Origin of the sequence: Streptomyces coelicoflavus (genome assembly GCF_003112555.1) — a bacterium.
In the GTDB taxonomy this organism is placed as follows: domain Bacteria; phylum Actinomycetota; class Actinomycetes; order Streptomycetales; family Streptomycetaceae; genus Streptomyces; species Streptomyces coelicoflavus.
This window is the reverse complement of sequence record NZ_BEWB01000006.1, coordinates 56,346-74,934: the sequence shown is the minus strand read 5'-3', so window position 1 is coordinate 74,934 and position 18,589 is coordinate 56,346. Positions and strand designations below refer to the sequence as shown.

The 18,589-nt window shown below is 72.2% G+C and carries 16 protein-coding genes and 1 riboswitch; of the genes, 9 read left to right on the top strand and 7 right to left on the bottom strand.

All coding sequences use genetic code 11. From position 1 onward, the window contains the following. The first annotated feature begins 261 nt into the window (after positions 1 to 261). The 4 genes from Sco07f_RS15100 (at position 262) to rarD (ending at position 5,464) form a co-directional block, all read left to right on the top strand. Positions 262 to 2,199, top strand: a complete 1,938-nt coding sequence (locus Sco07f_RS15100; RefSeq protein WP_108988152.1) for a 2-oxoacid:acceptor oxidoreductase subunit alpha — start codon at positions 262 to 264, stop codon at positions 2,197 to 2,199. Continuing rightward, positions 2,192 to 3,250 carry a 2-oxoacid:ferredoxin oxidoreductase subunit beta gene (locus tag Sco07f_RS15095; RefSeq protein WP_007443818.1) on the top strand — a complete coding sequence of 353 codons (1,059 nt, stop codon included), beginning with the start codon at positions 2,192 to 2,194 and terminating at the stop codon, positions 3,248 to 3,250. The genes Sco07f_RS15100 and Sco07f_RS15095 overlap by 8 nt, the downstream gene beginning before the upstream one ends. Positions 3,251 to 3,411: 161 nt before the next feature. Beyond that, positions 3,412 to 4,266, top strand: coding sequence for an SDR family oxidoreductase (locus Sco07f_RS15090; RefSeq protein WP_108988151.1), 855 nt, complete (start codon positions 3,412 to 3,414; stop codon positions 4,264 to 4,266). 136 nt (positions 4,267 to 4,402) lie between these two features. After that, positions 4,403 to 5,464 (top strand): EamA family transporter RarD, encoded by a 1,062-nt coding sequence (gene rarD / locus Sco07f_RS15085; protein ID WP_108988150.1) that lies wholly within the window; start codon positions 4,403 to 4,405, stop codon positions 5,462 to 5,464. Positions 5,465 to 5,486: 22 nt separating this feature from the next. Here rarD and Sco07f_RS15080 read toward each other — a convergent pair whose 3' ends face one another. Beyond that, the gene (locus tag Sco07f_RS15080; RefSeq protein ID WP_087789885.1) at positions 5,487 to 6,062 is read right to left on the bottom strand and encodes a CGNR zinc finger domain-containing protein; all 576 of its coding nucleotides are present in this window, start codon (positions 6,060 to 6,062) and stop codon (positions 5,487 to 5,489) included. Between the two features lie 132 nt (positions 6,063 to 6,194). Here Sco07f_RS15080 and Sco07f_RS15075 point away from each other — a divergent pair, with 132 nt between their 5' ends. Then, positions 6,195 to 6,665, top strand: coding sequence for a VOC family protein (locus Sco07f_RS15075; protein ID WP_108988149.1), 471 nt, complete (start codon positions 6,195 to 6,197; stop codon positions 6,663 to 6,665). 163 nt (positions 6,666 to 6,828) lie between these two features. After that, positions 6,829 to 7,782 carry a M28 family metallopeptidase gene (locus tag Sco07f_RS15070; protein WP_108988148.1) on the top strand — a complete coding sequence of 318 codons (954 nt, stop codon included), beginning with the start codon at positions 6,829 to 6,831 and terminating at the stop codon, positions 7,780 to 7,782. A gap of 27 nt (positions 7,783 to 7,809) precedes the next feature. Here the strand turns inward: Sco07f_RS15070 and Sco07f_RS15065 are convergent, their stop codons facing one another. Continuing rightward, positions 7,810 to 9,267 carry a tetratricopeptide repeat protein gene (locus tag Sco07f_RS15065; RefSeq protein ID WP_167468108.1) on the bottom strand — a complete coding sequence of 486 codons (1,458 nt, stop codon included), beginning with the start codon at positions 9,265 to 9,267 and terminating at the stop codon, positions 7,810 to 7,812. A 279-nt stretch (positions 9,268 to 9,546) separates the two neighbouring features. On the opposite strand from Sco07f_RS15065, the gene Sco07f_RS15060 reads away from it, so the two are divergent. Beyond that, positions 9,547 to 10,023 (top strand): DUF6668 family protein, encoded by a 477-nt coding sequence (locus tag Sco07f_RS15060; RefSeq protein WP_108988147.1) that lies wholly within the window; start codon positions 9,547 to 9,549, stop codon positions 10,021 to 10,023. A 26-nt stretch (positions 10,024 to 10,049) separates the two neighbouring features. Here the strand turns inward: Sco07f_RS15060 and Sco07f_RS15055 are convergent, their stop codons facing one another. From Sco07f_RS15055 to Sco07f_RS15040, 4 genes are all read right to left on the bottom strand, one after another. Then, on the bottom strand, positions 10,050 to 11,048 hold the full coding sequence (locus Sco07f_RS15055) for an ABC transporter permease (protein WP_244942057.1): 999 nt from the start codon (positions 11,046 to 11,048) through the stop codon (positions 10,050 to 10,052). Continuing rightward, positions 11,035 to 12,018 carry an ABC transporter ATP-binding protein gene (locus Sco07f_RS15050; protein ID WP_054099449.1) on the bottom strand — a complete coding sequence of 328 codons (984 nt, stop codon included), beginning with the start codon at positions 12,016 to 12,018 and terminating at the stop codon, positions 11,035 to 11,037. Before Sco07f_RS15050 ends, Sco07f_RS15055 begins: the two co-directional genes overlap by 14 nt. A 53-nt stretch (positions 12,019 to 12,071) precedes the next feature. Continuing rightward, the gene (locus tag Sco07f_RS15045) at positions 12,072 to 13,313 is read right to left on the bottom strand and encodes a LolA family protein (RefSeq protein ID WP_108988146.1); all 1,242 of its coding nucleotides are present in this window, start codon (positions 13,311 to 13,313) and stop codon (positions 12,072 to 12,074) included. 302 nt (positions 13,314 to 13,615) lie between these two features. Next, complete coding sequence (locus Sco07f_RS15040) at positions 13,616 to 14,626, bottom strand: polyprenyl synthetase family protein (RefSeq protein WP_108988145.1); 1,011 nt, start codon at positions 14,624 to 14,626, stop codon at positions 13,616 to 13,618. Positions 14,627 to 15,355: 729 nt separating this feature from the next. Beyond that, positions 15,356 to 15,524: riboswitch (cyclic di-AMP (ydaO/yuaA leader) on the top strand. Between the two features lie 4 nt (positions 15,525 to 15,528). Here Sco07f_RS15040 and Sco07f_RS15035 point away from each other — a divergent pair. Continuing rightward, entirely contained in the window at positions 15,529 to 16,029 is a 501-nt protein-coding gene (locus tag Sco07f_RS15035) for a transglycosylase SLT domain-containing protein (protein ID WP_054099446.1), read from the top strand. A 169-nt stretch (positions 16,030 to 16,198) separates the two neighbouring features. Here the strand turns inward: Sco07f_RS15035 and Sco07f_RS15030 are convergent, their stop codons facing one another. Next, positions 16,199 to 17,008 (bottom strand): HAD family hydrolase, encoded by an 810-nt coding sequence (locus Sco07f_RS15030; RefSeq protein ID WP_108988144.1) that lies wholly within the window; start codon positions 17,006 to 17,008, stop codon positions 16,199 to 16,201. 291 nt (positions 17,009 to 17,299) lie between these two features. Here Sco07f_RS15030 and fahA point away from each other — a divergent pair, with 291 nt between their 5' ends. After that, on the top strand, positions 17,300 to 18,526 hold the full coding sequence (gene fahA / locus Sco07f_RS15025) for a fumarylacetoacetase (protein WP_108988143.1): 1,227 nt from the start codon (positions 17,300 to 17,302) through the stop codon (positions 18,524 to 18,526). Positions 18,527 to 18,589: the final 63 nt, after the last annotated feature.

The window sequence follows — 18,589 nt, the reverse complement described above, 5'->3', positions numbered from 1 at the left end:
CCACGCCTCGGAAGCACCGGCCCGCTCCGGCCACGCGGAGGCTCATCCGGACGAATGAGAAACCGGAGGACGGGGCGGGTGCGTCCCCGCCGGTGCCGGGGGACGGGAAATCCTTGGGATTCCAGGGCTGCGGGCCGTCTCGAAGTCGTGTCCATCATGCGAATGTCCACCGGAAGTCATGGCGTGCGGACGTAGTGTTGATCCCGGGACGGTCGTTGGGAGACCAGTCCCCGGACAGCCGTCCCGAGGGAGGTCCAGTAAGTGACCAGCCAGGTCAGCAGCCCAGCGGAGCAGACCGACGGAGCCGACGAGACCGTCGTGGGAGCGCAGCGCAAACCGGTCGGAACGAAGGACGTCCGCCGGCTCGACCGGGTGATCATCAGGTTCGCGGGGGACTCGGGCGACGGGATGCAGCTCACCGGCGACCGTTTCACCTCGGAGACGGCGTCGTTCGGCAACGATCTGTCGACGCTGCCGAACTTCCCGGCCGAGATCCGGGCGCCCGCCGGCACCCTGCCGGGCGTCTCGTCCTTCCAGCTGCACTTCGCCGACCACGACATCCTCACGCCGGGCGACGCGCCCAACGTGCTGGTGGCGATGAACCCGGCCGCGCTGAAGGCGAACGTCGGCGACCTCCCGCGCGGCGCGGAGATCATCGTGAACACGGACGAGTTCACCAAGCGGGCGATGCAGAAGGTCGGCTACGACACCTCTCCGCTGGACGACGGCTCCCTCGACGGCTACCGCCTGCATCCGGTGCCGTTGACCACGCTGACCGTCGAGGCGCTCAAGGAGTTCGACCTCAGCCGCAAGGAGGCCGAGCGCTCCAAGAACATGTTCGCGCTCGGCCTGCTGAGCTGGATGTACCACCGGCCCACCGAGGGCACGGAGAAGTTCCTCAAGTCGAAGTTCGCGAAGAAGCCGGACATCGCCGAGGCCAACATCGCGGCCTACCGCGCGGGCTGGAACTTCGGTGAGACCACGGAGGACTTCGCGGTCTCCTACGAGGTGGCACCGGCGGCGACGGCGTTCCCGCCCGGCACCTACCGCAACATCTCCGGGAACCTGTCCCTGGCCTACGGCCTGATCGCCGCCTCCCGGCAGGCGGACCTGCCGCTCTTCCTGGGCTCGTACCCGATCACCCCGGCGTCCGACATCCTGCACGAGCTGAGCCGGCACAAGAACTTCGGCGTGCGCACCTTCCAGGCCGAGGACGAGATCGCCGGGATCGGCGCGGCGCTCGGCGCGGCCTTCGGCGGCTCCCTGGCGGTGACGACGACGAGCGGTCCGGGCGTGGCGCTCAAGAGCGAGACGATCGGTCTCGCGGTGAGCCTGGAGCTGCCGCTGCTGGTCGTGGACATCCAGCGCGGGGGCCCCTCGACCGGTCTGCCGACCAAGACGGAGCAGGCCGACCTGTTGCAGGCGATGTACGGGCGCAACGGCGAGGCGCCGGTCCCGGTCGTCGCCCCGCGCACCCCGGCCGACTGCTTCGACGCCGCCCTGGAGGCCGCGCGGATCGCGCTGACGTACCGGACTCCCGTCTTCCTGCTTTCCGACGGCTACCTCGCCAACGGCTCCGAGCCGTGGCGGATCCCCGAGACGGACGAGCTTCCGGACCTGGCGGTGCGGTTCGCGCAGGGGCCCAACCACACCCTGGACGACGGCACCGAGGTGTTCTGGCCGTACAAGCGGGACCCGCACACCCTGGCCCGTCCCTGGGCGGTGCCGGGCACGCCCGGCCTGGAGCACCGGATCGGCGGCATCGAGAAGCAGGACGGCACCGGGAACATCTCCTACGACCCGGCCAACCACGACTTCATGGTCCGCACCCGGCAGGCCAAGGTCGACGGCATCGCCGTCCCCGACCTGGAGGTCGACGACCCGGACGGCGCGCGGACGCTGGTGCTGGGCTGGGGCTCGACGTACGGCCCCATCACCGCGGCCGTGCGCCGGCTGCGGACGGCCGGTGAGCCGGTCGCCCAGGCCCACCTGCGCCACCTCAACCCCTTCCCGGCCAATCTCGGCGCGGTGCTGAAGCGGTACGACAAGGTGGTGGTCCCGGAGATGAACCTCGGGCAGCTCGCCACCCTGATCCGGGCGAAGTACCTGGTCGACGCCCAGTCGTACAACCAGGTCAACGGCATGCCGTTCAAGGCGGAACAGCTCGCCACGGTCCTGAAGGAGGCCATCGATGGCTGACACCAACGCACTGCTCCAGCTCGTCCCCCGGGCCGAGGGCAAGCAGTCCATGAAGGACTTCAAGTCCGATCAGGAAGTGCGCTGGTGCCCCGGCTGCGGCGACTACGCCGTCCTCGCCGCCGTGCAGGGCTTCATGCCCCAGCTGGGCCTGGCGAAGGAGAACATCGTCTTCGTCTCCGGCATCGGCTGCTCCTCCCGCTTCCCGTACTACATGAACACCTACGGGATGCACTCCATCCACGGCCGCGCCCCGGCCATCGCCACCGGGCTCGCCGCCTCGCGCCGCGACCTGAGCGTGTGGGTGGTCACCGGTGACGGCGACGCGCTCTCCATCGGCGGCAACCACCTCGTCCACGCCCTGCGCCGCAACGTCAACCTCAAGATCCTGCTGTTCAACAACCGGATCTACGGCCTGACGAAGGGCCAGTACTCCCCGACCTCCGAGGTCGGCAAGATCACCAAGTCGACTCCGATGGGGTCGCTGGACGCGCCGTTCAACCCGGTCTCCCTGGCGCTCGGCGCGGAGGCGTCCTTCGTCGCCCGGACCGTCGACTCGGACCGCAAGCACCTCACCGAGGTCCTGCGCCAGGCTGCCGAGCATCCGGGCACGGCCCTGATCGAGATCTACCAGAACTGCAACATCTTCAACGACGGCGCCTTCGACGTCCTCAAGGACAGGGAGCGGGCCGAGGAGGCGGTGATCCGCCTGGAGCACGGGCAGCCGATCCGCTTCGGCGCCGACGGCGCCAAGGGTGTCGTGCGGGATCCGCGCACCGGTGACCTGGAGGTCGTCGCGGTCACCGCGGACAACGAGGGGGACGTCCTGGTCCACGACGCCCACGCCGCGTCCCCGACCACGGCCTTCGCGCTCTCCCGCCTCGCCGACCCGGACACCCTGCACCACACGCCGATCGGCGTGCTGCGCTCGGTCGAGCGGCCGGTCTACGACACGCTCATGTCCGAGCAACTGGACACCGCCGTCGAGCAGAACGGCAAGGGCGACCTCGCCGCGCTGCTCGCCGGTAACGACACCTGGACGGTCGTCGGCTGACACCGCCTTCACGGCACTGCGGAGGGGCCCGGACGGGAATCGTCCGGGCCCCTCCGACTTACGTAAAGGTAAGTACCTTACTTCAAAGTGGGCACTTTCTTTCAGTTAGCGCAGCTCTTAGGGTTAGTGGCAACGGACCCCCACCAGGAAGCACTGACACCATGAGCATCGTCGTCACCGGAGCCACCGGACACCTCGGCCGCCACGTCGTACGGCAACTGCTGGAGAAGGTGCCGGCCGACCGGGTCACCGCGGTCGTCCGGGACCTCGACAAGGCCGCCGACCTCGCCGACCGGGGCGTGCGGCTCGCGGTCGCCGACTACAACTCCCCCGAGACCTTCGACGGCCTGTTCGCGGCCGGCGACCGGGTCCTGCTGATCTCCGGCAACGAGTTCGACAAGGGCCGCGTCCGGCAGCACACGGTCGTGATCGAGGCGGCGAAGAAGGCCGGCGTCGCCCTGCTCGCCTACACCAGCGCCCCCGAGAGCCTCAGGGCGGCACTCGCCGACGACCACCGCGCCACCGAGGAGGTGCTGGTCGGCTCGGGCGTGCCGTACACGCTGCTGCGCAACGGCTGGTACCACGAGAACTACACCGAGCAGCTCGCCCCGGTCCTGGAGCACGGCGCCGTCGTCCAGGCGGCCGGCGAGGGCCGGGTCTCCTCCGCCTCCCGCGCCGACTACGCGGCCGCCGCCGTCGCCGTACTGACCGGCGAGGGCCACGAGAACACCGCGTACGAGCTGGGCGGCGACGAGGCGTGGAGCTTCGCCGAGTACGCCGCCGAGCTGAGCCGGCAGACCGGCAGGGAGATCGCCTACCACCCCGTCTCCGTCGAGGCGTACACCGGCATCCTCACCGGCGCCGGGGTGCCCGGACCGCTCGCGGACGTCTTCGCGGGCGTGGACGCCGCCATCGCCAAGGGCGAGCTGGTCGTCTCCACCGGCGACCTGTCCCGGCTGGCCGGCCGCCCGACGACCCCGCTCGCGGAGGCCGTCGCCGCCGCCCTCAAGGGCTGACCCGGACCCCGGGCTCCCGCTCCGCGTGTCATGACCGTATGGCGATACGGGCATGACACGCGGCCGGGTGCGGCGCTACCTTCGTCCTGGCATGCCTTCCCGTCCCCGGCATGCCGTGTGCGAGAAGGAGGTGCCCGTGGCCGGGTCGTCCAGGAGTGATCAGCGCATAGGCCTGCTGAACGGCGTCGCGGCGTACGGCATGTGGGGTCTCGTCCCCCTGTTCTGGCCGCTGCTGAAGCCCGCCGGGGCCGGCGAGATCCTCGCCCACCGGATGGTGTGGTCCCTCGCCTTCGTAGCCGTCGCCCTGCTCTTCGTACGGCGCTGGGCCTGGGCCGGCGAGCTGCTGCGGCAGCCGCGCAGGCTCGCGCTGGTGGCGGTGGCCGCCGGCGTCATCACCGTCAACTGGGGCGTCTACATCTGGGCCGTGAACAGCGGCCACGTCGTCGAGGCCTCGCTCGGGTACTTCATCAACCCGCTGGTCACCATCGCGATGGGCGTGCTGCTGCTCAAGGAGCGGCTGCGGCCCGTGCAGTGGGCGGCGGTGGGCACCGGCTTCGCGGCCGTGCTCGTCCTCACCATCGGCTACGGCCAGCCGCCCTGGATCTCCCTCTGCCTCGCACTCTCCTTCGCGACGTACGGCCTGGTGAAGAAGAAGGTCAACCTCGGCGGCGTCGAGTCGCTGACCGCCGAGACGGCGATCCAGTTCCTGCCGGCGCTCGGCTATCTGCTGTGGCTGGGGTCGCGGGGCGAGTCGACCTTCACCACGGAGGGGCTCGGGCACTCGGCCCTGCTCGCCGCGACCGGCGTCGTCACCGCGATCCCGCTGGTCTGCTTCGGCGCGTCGGCGATCCGCGTGCCGCTGTCCACGCTGGGGCTGCTGCAGTACCTGGCGCCGGTCTTCCAGTTCGCGCTCGGCGTCCTGTACTTCGGCGAGGCCATGCCGCCCGAGCGCTGGGCCGGCTTCGGGCTGGTCTGGCTGGCGCTGACACTGCTCACCTGGGACGCGCTGCGCACGGCTCGCCGGACGGCGCGGGCCCTGCGGGAGCAACTGGACCGGGCGGGCGCGGGCGTACCGCCGGTCAAGGGGGGCGCCGTCGCGCGGGAGCACGGGATCGTGGCCTCCGGGGTGCCCGCCCCCGCTTCCGCCGACGCGCCGGCCGCGCCCGAGCCCCGCGACGTCGGGGCGGCGAAGCCGTAGCCGCTTCCCGCGGGGCACCCGGTCAGCGCTTTTCCGGTGCCTGTCGCGCCCGGTGCGCGCGGACCTTCTCCCGGTTGCCGCAGTGCTCCATCGCGCACCAGCGGCGGCGGCCGGGGCGCGAGGTGTCGACGAAGAGCAGGTAGCAGTTGTGGGCGCCGCACTCGCGGACACGGTCCGCGTAGGGGCCGGTGAACAGCTCGATCGCGTCGCGCGCCACCGTGGACAGCAGGCCGGCGCCCGTCGCCGGTCCCGGGGCCCAGCCGCGCGTGCCGTCCGGTTCGAGGCGGGTGACGAGTGGGGCTTCGGCCGCCGCGGCGTTGACGGCGTCCAGGTGGCCGGGGTGGAGCGGCCGTCCGTGGGCGCGGTCGGCGGCGAGGAGGAAGAGGGCGTCGCGCAGGGTCCTGGCCCGTGCCACGTCCGTCCGGTCCAGAGCCAGCTCCAGCCCGTCCGGCAGCCGGCTGCGTCCGGCCCAGGCCGCCAGGTCGGCTGGCTCGTGCAGCACCTCCCAGCGCGCGAAGGCGCCGGGTCCTCCGGTCGTGAGCAGTTCGAGGCAGAGCGCACCCGGGTCGAAGCGGTAGGGCTTGCCCTCGTGCGACATCAGCGTCAGTCCGGAAGGACGCTCCGGGGTCGGCTCCGGCGGCGGCTTCGGCGGTGACGGATGTTCCCTCTGTGCCGCCCGTTCCTGCGATTCCCCTACCCGCTCCGTCATGAAACCAGTATAAGTGGTTACATGACATCGACCTCAAGGCCCGCTCCCCTGCATTTCAAGATCGTCATCGACGCGGCCGCCCCGCACGCGCAGGCGGACTTCTGGGCCGCGGCCCTCCACTACGAGGTGGAGGACAACAGCGCGCTCATCGAGAAACTGCTGGGTTTCGGGGCGGTGCCGGAGGAACTGACCCTCGAGTCCCACGGCCGCCGCGCCTGGCGGGACCTGGCCGCCGTACGACACCCCGACGACCCGTTCCAGGAGGAGAGCGGTACCGGACTGGGGCGGCGGCTGCTGTTCCAGCGCGTACCGGAGGCCAAGACCGCAAAGAACCGGCTTCACCTCGACGTGCACGCGGCGGACGGGCGGCGCGAGGAGGAGGTCGCCAGGCTCCGGTCGCTGGGGGCGAGTGTGCAGCGGGAGGTGAAGGAACCGGGCGGGGAGTGGGTGGTGATGACGGATCCGGAGGGGAACGAGTTCTGCGTCCACTAGGACCGGGCCCGCCGGAAGCACGACTCCAGGGGTTCCGCTATGTGCGACACCGTGGCCGGATAGCGGTCTTGACGGCAGGTCAGTCCCGCCCGCACCATCCAGGCACCCCATTCACTGTGGAGTCCCCTCCCCAGGGACTCCCTAGGAATCCGGAGCCCCCCACATGAAGCTCCTCCTCTCCGGGCGTGCGCTGACCGCCGCCGCCGTCGCCGTCGCCACGCTGGTGACCGGCGGTTCCACCGCCGGCGCGGCGACCGCGCCGGCACACCCCGCGGCCGCCGCCGCGCCCGACATATCGGCGGCCGCCGTCAAGGCCCACCTGGCGCAGTTGCAGTCGATCGCCACGGCGAACGGCGGCAACCGCGCCCACGGCCGCCCCGGCTACCGGGCCTCGCTCGACTACGTGCAGGCCAAGCTGGACGCGGCCGGGTTCACCACCCGCGTCCAGCAGTTCACCGCCTCGGGCCGCACCGGGTACAACCTCATAGCCGACTGGCCCGGCGGCGACGCGAATCAGGTTGTCATGGCCGGGTCACACCTGGACAGCGTCACCTCCGGGCCCGGCATCAACGACAACGGCTCCGGCTCCTCCGCCGTCCTGGAGACCGCGCTCGCCGTCGCCCGGTCCGGCTACCAGCCCACCAAGCACCTGCGCTTCGCCTGGTGGGGCGCGGAGGAACTGGGGCTCGTCGGCTCCCGCTCCTACGTCAACAGCCTCGGCTCGGCCGAACGCGCGAAGATCAGTGGCTATCTGAACTTCGACATGATCGGCTCCCCCAACCCCGGCTACTTCGTCTACGACGACGATCCCACGATCGAGAAGACGTTCAAGGACTACTTCGCCGGCCTCGGCATCTCCACGGAGATCGAGACCGAGGGCGACGGACGCTCCGACCACGCGCCCTTCAAGAACGCGGGCGTCCCCGTGGGCGGCCTCTTCAGTGGCGCCGACTACCGCAAGACGTCCGCGCAGGCGGCCAAGTGGGGCGGCACCGCGGGCCGGCCGTTCGACCCCTGCTACCACTCGTCCTGCGACACGACCGCCAACATCGACGACACGGCCCTGGACCGCAACAGCGACGCCATCGCGTACGCGGTCTGGGAACTGTCGCAGTAGGGCGAGCGGCCCAGCCCCGGGGCCGGGTCAGCCCGCCTGGGCGCGGGCGCGTTCGGTGAGGCGGCCCATGCGGGTGCGGACGGACTCCAGTTGCTCGGCGTCCTCGGCGGCCGGGCCGTCCTCGGCGGCGAGTTCCTCCCACAGGCCGGCCAGTTCGTGCCCCAGCTCCAGGCCCCGTGCGGGATCGCGTACGGCACGCCAGGCGGTCGCCGCGCTCTGGACGTTGCCGTACGCGGCTTCCGCGTCGCCCGAACGCCGGTGTATCCGGGCCAGTTCCAGGGAGAGCCGGAAGGCGCGGCCCGGGTCGCCCGACAGGTAGGCGATGTACGCGGTGAGTTCACGGAGCCGGAGCACCTCGGGGTGCTCCGGCCCCAGCGTGCCCGAGGCGTCCGTCACCGTCTGCTCCGCCAGCCGCGCCGCAGCCTCCGTACGTCCCTCCTTGACGGCCTCGTTGATACGGGCCGTCGGCCCCGCGAGCAGCGCGGGGGCGGTGGCGTCGCCCGGCGCGGTGATCGGCGCGTCCCCGAGCACGGCCTCGGCCACGGCGTCGAAGCCGCGGGCGGGGGTGGGCTTGGGATCGGGGTCGGAGTAGGGATCGGGGCGGGGGCCGAGTTCCGGGGTGGAGGGCGTTCCCTTCGGCGCGGCTCCGGGGGCGGGGGCGGGGGCGGACGTGGGGGCAGTGGCGGGTGCGGACGCAGCCACGGGTGCGGCGGTCGGGGCGGGCACGGGTCGCGGCTCCGCGTCTTCCGACGTGCCGGTCGGGGCGGGCGTGCCGGTCGGGGCGGGCGTGCCGGTCTGAGCGGTCGTGACGGGCGAGGCGGGCGTGCCGGGCGAGGCAGGCGAGGCAGGCGAGGCGGGCGAGGCGGCACCGTCCATGCGGGGCGGTGGCCCGAAGACGCCCGTCGGTGGCGCCACCGTGCCGGGTGTCACAGCCCCGCGCGCCCCGTCCTGCGATGCCGACTCCCCGGCCGGTTCCGGCAGGGCACGGAGCGTGAACGTCGGCGCGGATTCACCGCCGGACCGCTCCGGCGGCGTCGCGGGCACCGCCGGCAGCGGGAACGTCGGCGCGCTGTCCCCGGGCGGCGCCACCGAGCGCAGGACGTGGGTGGCCGGGTCCGGCCGTACGGGTGTCTCCTCGGGCGCGGCGGGCGCCGGTTCCGTCGGCACGGGGTCAGCGGCGAGGTGACTGGAGCCGTCCGGATCGACGCGGAGCGGGACGGAGTAGCCGATGCGCCGGTCGTGGATGGTGGCGAGGACGGGGTGGCCGGCGGCGAGGGCGAGGCGGTGGAGGCGGTTCAGGACGGCGTTCTGGATCTCCTCGCCCGGGGCCGCGACGACCAGTGAACCGTCGACCGAGGCGCCGCGTACGCCGGAGTCGCCGTCCGGCACACGGACGTCGATCGGCGTCGTCGGCGTTGTCGCGGGACCGGGCGAGCGCTCGGCGCGCTCGTGCTCCCGCTGCCTGTCGCGGCCGAGTCGAGACATCGTTCCCCCACTCATCGGCGGCTTCCGTCGGCGGTTTCCGTTCCCCTGCCGTCCAGAGCCTGTCATGCCTGTCGTGAACCTACTGTCGAGTCTCTCCGCTCGCTCGCGATTCTCACGTCACCGGGGTGTCACAGGCTCGTTCCAGGAGGTCACGCCCGTATCGGCCGGCTCGGCGCGGGTGGGCCCACGACGGCTGCGGACGGCCGCGGGCGGCTGCGGGCGGCTGCGGGCGGCTGCGGACAAGAGTGACGGGGCACGCGAGCGGGCAGGCGGACGGGCATGCGACAGGGACCCGAGATATGGATCCGCGGACCGGTGACCGCGCCGGAGCCGCCCGGCACGGGCGCCCCCCGGCGTTTCTCCTGGGTCGGCGCGCACGGCGGAGCGGGCGTCTCGACGCTCGCCGCCGTCTACGGCGGGCAGGACTGCGGGCGCGGCTGGCCCGGGCCGGCGGACCCGGCGTCGGTGCTCCTGGTGGCCCGGACGCACGCGGCAGGGCTGGCGGCCGCGGCCCGGACCGTGGAGGACTTCCGGCGGGGGCGGGCCCCGGCGGGACTCGGCCTCCACGCCGTCGTCCTGGTCGCGGACGCCCCCGGACGGCTTCCCCGACCGCTCGCCCGGAGCGTGGAGCTGCTCGAGTCGGCCGTGGAGGTCCACCGCGTGCCCTGGGTCACCGGCTGGCGCCTGGGCGAGGCCGGCGCCGGTCCGCCCCGGGGTACCGACCCGCTGATCCGCCTCACCCGGCCGGTGCACTGACCGCCGCCGTGCCCCGCGGTCCGCGGCTAGGCGGTGACGTCCTTCGTCGTGAACCGCGCCCAGGCCGCCGAGCCGAAGACCGCCGCGTAGAGGGCCTGGAGGCCCAGGTTCTTCACCAGGTCGTCCCAGTAGACCGGTTCGCGCATCAGGTCGGCGAAGGACAGCCAGTAGTGCGAGAAAAAGTACGGCTGGAGGGCGTCGAGCTGGGGGATCTGGTCGAGGATCTGGACGGTGATCAGCAGCCCGACCGTGGTCGCCATCGCCGCGATGCCGCTGCCCGTCAGGGTGGAGACGAACAGGCCGAGGGCCGCGACGCCGACGAGTGAGGCGGCCACCACCAGCGCGATCAGCAGCGCCCGTGCCAGGCCCTCGGTGTAGGTGATCCGGGTGCCGGAGATGGTGGTCAGGTCGCCGACCGGGAACAGCAGCGCGCCGACCGCGAGCGCCGAGACCGCGACGACCAGGGTGGCCGCGAGGCAGAAGGCGATCACCGTCGCGTACTTCGTGAGCAGCAGCCGGGAGCGGCCGGCCGGGGCGACCAGGAGGTAGCGGAGCGTGCCCGCGCTCGACTCGCCCGCGATCGCGTCGCCCGCGACGACGCCGATGGCCATCGGCAGGAAGAACGGGAGGGTCGCGGCGAGCGCGGTGAAGACCAGGAACAGCCCGTTGTTGCTGATCTGCGAGATGAAAGCCGGTCCCTCGCCGCCACCGCCGCCGGCCGGGGAGCCGTCACTCGTCTCGATCTTCACGGCGATGCCCACCAGGACGGGCACGGCGGCGAGCACGGCCAGCAGGGCGAGGGTCCGCCAGCGGCGGAACGTGATCAGCAGCTCGCTGCGGAACAGCCCGAGCGTCCACAGCGCGCTCGGGCTGCGTGCCGCGCCGGGCCCCGGCGCCGAGCCCTGCCCCGCGCCCGGCACCACGGCAGGCACCACTGCAGGCACCACGACCGGTGTCTCCTCGGCCGGTGTCTCCTCGGCCGGTGTCTCCTCGGCCGGCTCTCCCCGTACCTCAGCCCGCGACATCGAAGCCCTCCCCCGTCAGCGCCACGAAAGCGTCCTCCAGCGACGCCCGTTCCACGGCGAAGCCCCGGACCCGGACCCGGGCCGCGACCAGCGCCGCGTTCACCTCGGCGAGGTCGCGCTCCGGTGGTTCCGCCGTCACCCGGTCCCCGTCGACGACCACGTCCGCGGCCCCCTGCTCCTTCAGCACCCGGGCGGCGTCGCCCGCGTCCGGCGTGGTCACGACCAGCCGACCGCGTGCCCCGGCCGCCAGGTCGGCGACCGCGCCCTGGGTGATCAGCCGCCCCCGCGCCATCACGGCGGCGTGGGTGCACACCTGCTCGATCTCGTCCAGCAGGTGGGAGGAGAGGAAGACGGTGGTGCCGTCGGAGGCCAGTTCGCGCACGAGGCTGCGGATCTCGCGCATGCCCTGGGGGTCGAGCCCGTTGGTCGGCTCGTCCAGGACGAGCAGCCGGCGCGGCTGGAGCAGCGCCGCGGCGAGGCCGAGCCGTTGCTTCATGCCGAGCGAGTAGGCCTTCGCCTTCTTGCCGCCCGCGGCCGCGAGGCCCACCCGGTCGAGCGCCGCGGCGACGCGCTCGCGCCGGGTGCGCGGGTCGGCGGTCGGGTCGGCGGCGTCGTAGCGCAGCAGGTTGTCGCGCCCGGAGAGGAAGCCGTACAGGGCCGGGCCCTCGATGAGGGCACCGACCCGGGGCAGTACGGTGCGGGACGCGCGCGGCATGGGCAGACCGAGGACCCGGGCACTGCCCGAGGTGGGTTCGATCAGCCCCATGAGCATGCGGATGGTGGTGGTCTTGCCGGAGCCGTTGGGACCGAGGAAGCCGAAGACACTGCCCGCCGGGACGGTCAGGTCCAGACCGTCGACGGCGAGTTGTCCGCCGCGGTAGCGCTTGGTGAGCGCGCGGGTGACGATGACGGCGTCATCCGCGCTCTCCTCGTCCGGGCGCTCCGGCTTCGTGGCGGACGGTTCGGCCATCGGCTCCCTCGTTTCGTCCTCTTCGCCGTACGGGTGGAGGTACGCCGTACTTCCTACTTCGCCGCATCGGCCGCCTTCACCAGCGCGTCCTTGGTGACCGCTCCGGCGTAGACCTTGCCGTCGTCCGTGATCAGGGCGTTGACCAGGCGGGTCTTGAAGACCGTGCCCGAACCGAAGTCGCCCTTGACCTGGTCGCCGAAGGAGCCGAGGAAGCCGCCCAGGCCGCCGAGGTCACCCAGGTCGCCGCCCTCGGCGCCCGTCGGCAGGCCGCCCCGGGCGCCGGTGTCGAAGGTGGCGATCGAGTTCCAGCCCTCGCCGATCACCTCGAGGCCGTCCATCTCCTTGGCGAGGTCGCCCTCGGCCTCGCGCCCGTGCTCCGGGGCCTTGGCGGCCGCGCCGGACTCGTCGGCCTCGGTGACCTTCGCTCCGGCGGGCGGCGTGAAGTCGAACGTCGACGCGTCCGGCTTCGCGAAGCTGACCTTGGTGAAGCCCACGTCCACGACGGCGGCGCCGCCGCTCGCCGGGGTCAGCGTGAACTTCAGCGGGGTGCCGGTCTCGGCGTCCACGGCCACGGTGATCGCCCCGACCGTGGAACCGTCCTGCTTGGGCTCGACGACCAGGCGGTACGCGTCCCGGCCGGCCACCTGCGCGGTGCCGCCGACGGTGACGGACGTGGTGTCGTCGACCGACTTGAGCGCCTCCTCGGCGAAGTCCTTCGGGGTGGCCGGCACGTCCTTCTCCGGCCGCTCGGCGCCGTCGGGGGCGGTGGAGTGGTAGACCTCGTTGGACTGGCTGTCGTAGCCCCAGACGTCCTTGCCGTTGTGGATCAGGCTGTACTCGGCGGCGTTCTCCATGAGGGAGAGCTTCTGCCGGTCGGGGCCGTCGGCCGCGACGCGCAGCGTGTGGCTGCCCGACACCAGCGCGGTGAGCTTGGCCGACGGGTCGGCGGCGGAGCCCTCGCCGTCCCCGCCGGAGCCCGGACCTCCGGACATTCCGGACATCAGGCCGCTCTCCAGGCCGCCGAGGTCCGGCAGGCCCAGGTCGGTGTTGATGCGCACCGTGCCGGACAGCTGCTGGACGTCCGACTTGGCGATCTTCTCGATGAGCTGCTCCGCGGTGACCTTCGGCAGGTCGGGGTCCCCGGAGTCGGCGAGCGCGGGCACGAGCCCGATCGTCGCGGCCGCCACTCCCATCACCGCGACCGGGACGACGTACCGCGCGGCTTTGCGCCGTCCGGCGCGCGGCTCCTCGCCCTCCCCGGCGGTCCTGTTGTCGTCGGAATCGATCGGTGCCATGTGTGCCCTACCTCCGTCGTCGGCGGCGGCTGTCTCGCGACCTCGCACTCGTTCACCCGTCAGCCGCCATTCTCACCCGAATCGGTGAGGATTGGTGTTTTTCCGTGGTGTCCATCTGACCAAATCGGCGGAGCACAAGCGTCAGACCGCGGGCTCAACTCCGCGTACTCCTGCGGGATGACACGGAGGTGCCACGGCTCCGCCTGCCCGTAGGGGTCGGTGTACGGCGCCCGGCGGACGGCGCCCGACGTCCGGCGCGCGGCAGACACGCACGCCGCGCGGGGGCCGGGGGCGGCGGGCGGTCATCCGGCCCGGTGGACCACCGCGTCGCACAGCTCCACCAGCGCGGCCTTCGCGTCGCACTCCCGCAGCGGGGCCAGCGCGGCGCGGGCATCCTTGGCGTACCGGACGGTGTCCCGGCGCGCCTGCTCCAGCGCGGGGTGGGCGCGCAGCAGGCGCAGCGCCTCGGCGTGCCGGGCGTCGTCGCTCAGGTCGGAGTCGAGCAGCTCGCACAGGGCGAGGTCCTCGGCGAGCCCCAGCCGGGCCGCCCGCTCGCGCAGCCGCAGGACGGGAAGGGTGGGGATGCCCTCGCGCAGGTCCGTGCCGGGCGTCTTGCCGGACTCGTCGGAGTCGGAGGCGATGTCCAGGACGTCGTCCGCGAGCTGGAAGGCGACGCCGAGCCGCTCTCCGTACTGGGTCAGCACGTCCACCACCGTCTCGTCGGCGCCGGACATCATCGCGCCGAACCGGCAGGAGACCGCCACCAGCGAGCCCGTCTTGCCGCCCAGCACGTCGAGGTAGTGGTCGACCGGGTCGCGGCCGTCCTGCGGCCCCGCCGTCTCCAGGATCTGACCGGTGACCAGCCGCTCGAACGCGAGGGCCTGCACGCGGACCGCCTCGGGCCCGAGGTCGGCGAGGATCTGCGAGGCGCGGGCGAAGAGGAAGTCACCGGTGAGGACCGCGACCGAGTTGCCCCAGCGGGTGTTCGCGCTGGACACCCCGCGCCGCACGGCGGCCTCGTCCATCACGTCGTCGTGGTACAGCGTGGCGAGGTGGGTCAGCTCCACGACCACGGCCGAGGGCACGATCCCGGGGGCGTAGGGGTCGCCGAACTGGGCCGAGAGCATCACCAGCAGCGGCCGGAACCGTTTCCCGCCGGCCCGCACCAGGTGCTGGGCGGCCTCCGTGATGAACGGCACCTCGCTTTTGGTTGCCTCAAGCAACCCTTCCTCGACAGCAACCAATCCGGCCTGGACATCGGCTTCCAGAGCCTGGTCCCGCACGCTCAGCCCGAACGGCCCGACGACGGTCACGAGGGGTCTCCTGTCTGCTGGTGTCTACTGGCGATTACCTGGTTTGTCGATAGGTCGCTGCCACCACTCAAGTCAGCGTATCCGGTCACGTTTCGATCACCGCTAGCGCCCACGGTTACAGGCCGGTCGGTATCGGATCATGAACGGTATGTTTTTGATCAGGTGATATGAGCAGATTTTGATAGATATCGCCAGGGGGGCAGAACCGGCCCCGGGGAGGCCGGCAGGCCGGAAACCGCCGCCCAAGATCCCATCACCCCTCCCAACGGGCCGCACTCCGAGAACGTCACCCAATCGACACCCGCGCCCGCGCCCGCACCCACATCCGCGCCCACATCCACAGCGCCGCACCCCCGCCCTCTCCGCGCCACCCTCTCCGCACCGCCCTCCACCCCCCGCTTCCCCCTCCTCCTCACTCGACACCCGAAGCCGTCCCCGCTCGTGGCCGGTTGGCGAATGATTGAGGTTAATGCCCGTTTTGTCGTGCTTGTTGGGGCCAGTGAGTTGGCTCACTCCGACACGCCCCCGGGCAACCTCGCCGCAACCTGTGCCCTCCCTTTGCCCCGCAAGCCAGTTGGGACTTGGCAGCAGCAAAGGATCAAGAGCCCCAAACAGCTCAGACCAAGGTCAACAGGCACGTTAGGTGATTCCTGCACTTGTTCCGGACATGTGCTCTCGCATACGTTCCCGGCCTGTCGGGTGGACGCCGAATCCTGCCACCGCCCGTCGCACAGTCATCCACCCAACAAACTCGCGGGCAGGAGCGGGGGACCCAGGTAAGTCGCCGCACCGGTCACCACCGGAGCGGCTCGGGGTGAAGCCGTACCCGTCAGGGCACGGCCGGGCACCTCCCCGCCCGAACCCGACAGCTCACCTCGCAGGCGTCAGGAGAGGGACACCGCATGTCTGCCAACGGTCAGAACCGTCACGCCCGTACCGGCCGCCTCGCCCGCAAGCTCGCCGTGGCCGGCACCGGTGCCGCGGTGCTCGCGCTGCCGCTCATCGGCGCCGCCACCGCGTCCGCGGCCACCCCGGCCGCCGCCACCACCACGACCACGACCGCCGCCACGGCGACGTCGTACCCGGACAACCTCGACGGCTGGATCCGCGAGTCGCTCGACATCATGGCGCAGCACGGCATCCCCGGGACCTACGACGGCATTTACCGCAACATCATGCGGGAGTCGTCCGGCAACCCGCTCGCCATCAACAACTGGGACATCAACGCCATCAACGGCACCCCGTCCAAGGGCCTGCTCCAGGTGATCGACCCGACCTTCCAGGCGTACCACGTGCCCGGCACCTCCTGGGACCCGTACGACCCGGTCGCCAACATCACCGCCGCCTGCAACTACGCGGCCGACCGCTACGGCTCGATGGACAACGTCTTCAGCGCGTACTGAGCCGCTTCGGCGCGTACCGAGCCGTACCGCCGCGGCAGTACCGCGGGAGTGCCGCGGGTGAGCCGCGGGTGAGCCGCGGGAGTGCCGCGGGTGAGCCGCGGGAGTGCCGCGGGTGAGCCGCGGGAGTGCCGCGGGTGAGCCGCGGGAGTGCCGCGGCGACCAAGAAGTACTAGGAAGTACCGAAGATCCGCTCGAGGACGACGGCCACGCCGTCGTCCTCGTTCGTCGTGGTGACCTCGTCGGCCACCGCCTTGAGTTCGGGGTGGGCGCCGGCCATGGCGACGCCGTGTGCCGCCCACTGGAACATGGGGATGTCGTTGGGCATGTCCCCGAAGGCGATCGTCCGCTCCCGCCGAAGGCCCAGGTGCTCGGCGGCCAGCGCCAGGCCGGTCGCCTTGGTGATGCCGCACGGCTGGAGCTCCACCGTCCCGGGCCCCGACATGGTGACCGTCGCGAGGGAACCGACCACCGCACGCGCCGTCGCCGCCAACTCGTCGTCGGTCAGGTCGGGGTGGCGCAGCAGCACCTTGCTGATCGGTGTGGCCCACAGTTCCTCGCGCCGCTCGACACGCACCGCGGGCAGGGTGGGGTGGGGCATCAGGTAGCCCGGCTCGATGAGCGTCAGCCCGTCGACCCCGTCCTGGTCGACGGCGGCGTGCACCTGGCCCACCTCGGCCTCGATCTTGCCGAGGGCGGTCTCGGCCAGTTCCCGGTCGAGGGTGACCGACCACAGCATCCGGTGCGCACCGGCGTCGTACACCTGCGCGCCCTGGCCGCACACCGCGAGTCCTTGGCAGCCGAGGCGGTCGAGCAAGGGACGCACCCGGGGGGCCGGCCGCCCCGTCACCACCAGGTGCCGCGCACCCGCCCCGGCGACGCGCGCCAGCGCGGCCAGCGACCGTTCGGAAACGGTGTCGTCGCCGCGGAGCAGCGTGCCGTCCAGGTCGGTGGCGACGAGTGAATAAGCGGTGCGGTCCATGATCAGAGAATACGGACACCGCACCCGTCCGACTCACCCGCGACCGCTTCCGAACGAGGACGTAGTGAGTGCGCTCGAACCCGTACGCGGATGCACGCGGACGCCCGATCATGCCCACATCCTCGTCGCACTTCCTTTTGTTCCGCTTCCCGCTGTCGCCGTGCCCTCGACCGGCCCGAGGCGGGGCAGTGGCTGCCCAAGACCGGTGGGTCACCCGTAACGTGTGGCCCGACCACGTGTCATACGGCGCGCACGGCGCACATGGCGAGCACGAAAGCGAGGCAGCACCCGATGCCCCCCTTCGATGTCCCCGAGGGCGATCCCTTCGGCCCGCACAACCTTCCGTACGGTGTGTTCTCGATCCCCGGCTCGCGGGAGCGGACGGTGGGCGTCCGGCTCGGCGACCACGTCCTCGACGCGGGCGCTGCGGCCCACGCGCTCGGCTCGCCGTACGCGTCCCTGCTCGCGCAGCCCACCCTCAACCCGCTGCTGGCCGCCGGGCGCACGGCGTGGTCGGACGTGCGGCGCGCGCTGACGGCGTGGGTGACGGTCCCCTCCCACCGCGAGACCCTCGAACCCCTCTTCCACCCGCTGTCGTCGGTGACCCTGCACCTGCCCTTCGAGGTCGCCGACTACGTGGACTTCTACGCCTCCGAGAACCACGCCCGCAACGTCGGCCAGATCTTCCGCCCCGACGCCGCCGAGCCCCTCACCCCGAACTGGAAGCACCTGCCGATCGGTTACCACGGCCGCTCCGGCACCGTCGTCGTCTCCGGCACGGACGTCGTGCGCCCGTCGGGGCAGCGCAAGGCGCCGGCCGACGCCGCTCCCGTCTTCGGCCCGTCCGTCCGTCTCGACATCGAGGCCGAGGTCGGTTTCGTGGTGGGCACGCCGTCCCCCCAGGGCAGCCCGGTGGCGCTCGGCGACTTCCGCGAACACGTCTTCGGGCTCTGCCTGCTCAACGACTGGTCCGCACGGGACGTCCAGGCCTGGGAGTACGTGCCCCTCGGCCCGTTCCTCGGCAAGTCCTTCACCACGTCGGTGTCGGCATGGATCACACCCCTGGACGCCCTGGACGAGGCCCGGGTCGCGCCGCCCGAGCGCACGCACGAACTGCTGCCCTACCTGGACGACACGCACGACGACCAGGACGGCCCCGGCGGCTACGACCTGCGGATCTCGGTCGCCGTCAACGGCCACGTCGTCTCCGAGCCGCCGTTCTCCACCATGTACTGGACGGCCGCCCAGCAGTTGGCCCACATGACGGTCAACGGCGCCTCACTGCGCACCGGCGACCTCTACGGCTCGGGCACGGTGAGCGGACCGACCGAGCGGGAACGCGGGTCGCTGCTGGAACTGACCTGGAACGGCCGCGACCCGCTGGAACTCCCGGACGGCAAGCGGACGTTCCTGGAGGACGGGGACGTGGTCACCCTGTCGGCCTGGGCACCGGGGCCGGACGGCGTCCGGGTGGGGCTGGGCGAGGTCACCGGACGGGTGGTCGGGCGGGACTCCTGACGGTACGGCTGACGACGCGACCGACGGGCCGCGGGATCCGGACCCCCGGGATCCGTGCGGGCG

Excerpts from the sequence above, each read along its gene's own strand:
- Sco07f_RS15095 (WP_007443818.1), top strand. The coding sequence starts at position 2,192 with ATGGCTGACACCAACGCACTGCTCCAGCTCGTCCCCCGGGCCGAGGGC.
- Sco07f_RS15090 (WP_108988151.1), top strand. The coding sequence starts at position 3,412 with ATGAGCATCGTCGTCACCGGAGCCACCGGACACCTCGGCCGCCACGTC.
- Sco07f_RS15080 (WP_087789885.1), bottom strand. The coding sequence starts at position 6,062 with ATGTCGCACGAGGGCAAGCCCTACCGCTTCGACCCGGGTGCGCTCTGC.
- Sco07f_RS15075 (WP_108988149.1), top strand. The coding sequence starts at position 6,195 with ATGACATCGACCTCAAGGCCCGCTCCCCTGCATTTCAAGATCGTCATC.
- Sco07f_RS15070 (WP_108988148.1), top strand. The coding sequence starts at position 6,829 with ATGAAGCTCCTCCTCTCCGGGCGTGCGCTGACCGCCGCCGCCGTCGCC.
- Sco07f_RS15065 (WP_167468108.1), bottom strand. The coding sequence starts at position 9,267 with ATGTCTCGACTCGGCCGCGACAGGCAGCGGGAGCACGAGCGCGCCGAG.
- Sco07f_RS15060 (WP_108988147.1), top strand. The coding sequence starts at position 9,547 with ATGCGACAGGGACCCGAGATATGGATCCGCGGACCGGTGACCGCGCCG.
- Sco07f_RS15055 (WP_244942057.1), bottom strand. The coding sequence starts at position 11,048 with ATGTCGCGGGCTGAGGTACGGGGAGAGCCGGCCGAGGAGACACCGGCC.
- Sco07f_RS15050 (WP_054099449.1), bottom strand. The coding sequence starts at position 12,018 with ATGGCCGAACCGTCCGCCACGAAGCCGGAGCGCCCGGACGAGGAGAGC.
- Sco07f_RS15045 (WP_108988146.1), bottom strand. The coding sequence starts at position 13,313 with ATGGCACCGATCGATTCCGACGACAACAGGACCGCCGGGGAGGGCGAG.
- Sco07f_RS15035 (WP_054099446.1), top strand. The coding sequence starts at position 15,529 with ATGTCTGCCAACGGTCAGAACCGTCACGCCCGTACCGGCCGCCTCGCC.
- Sco07f_RS15030 (WP_108988144.1), bottom strand. The coding sequence starts at position 17,008 with ATGGACCGCACCGCTTATTCACTCGTCGCCACCGACCTGGACGGCACG.
- fahA (WP_108988143.1), top strand. The coding sequence starts at position 17,300 with ATGCCCCCCTTCGATGTCCCCGAGGGCGATCCCTTCGGCCCGCACAAC.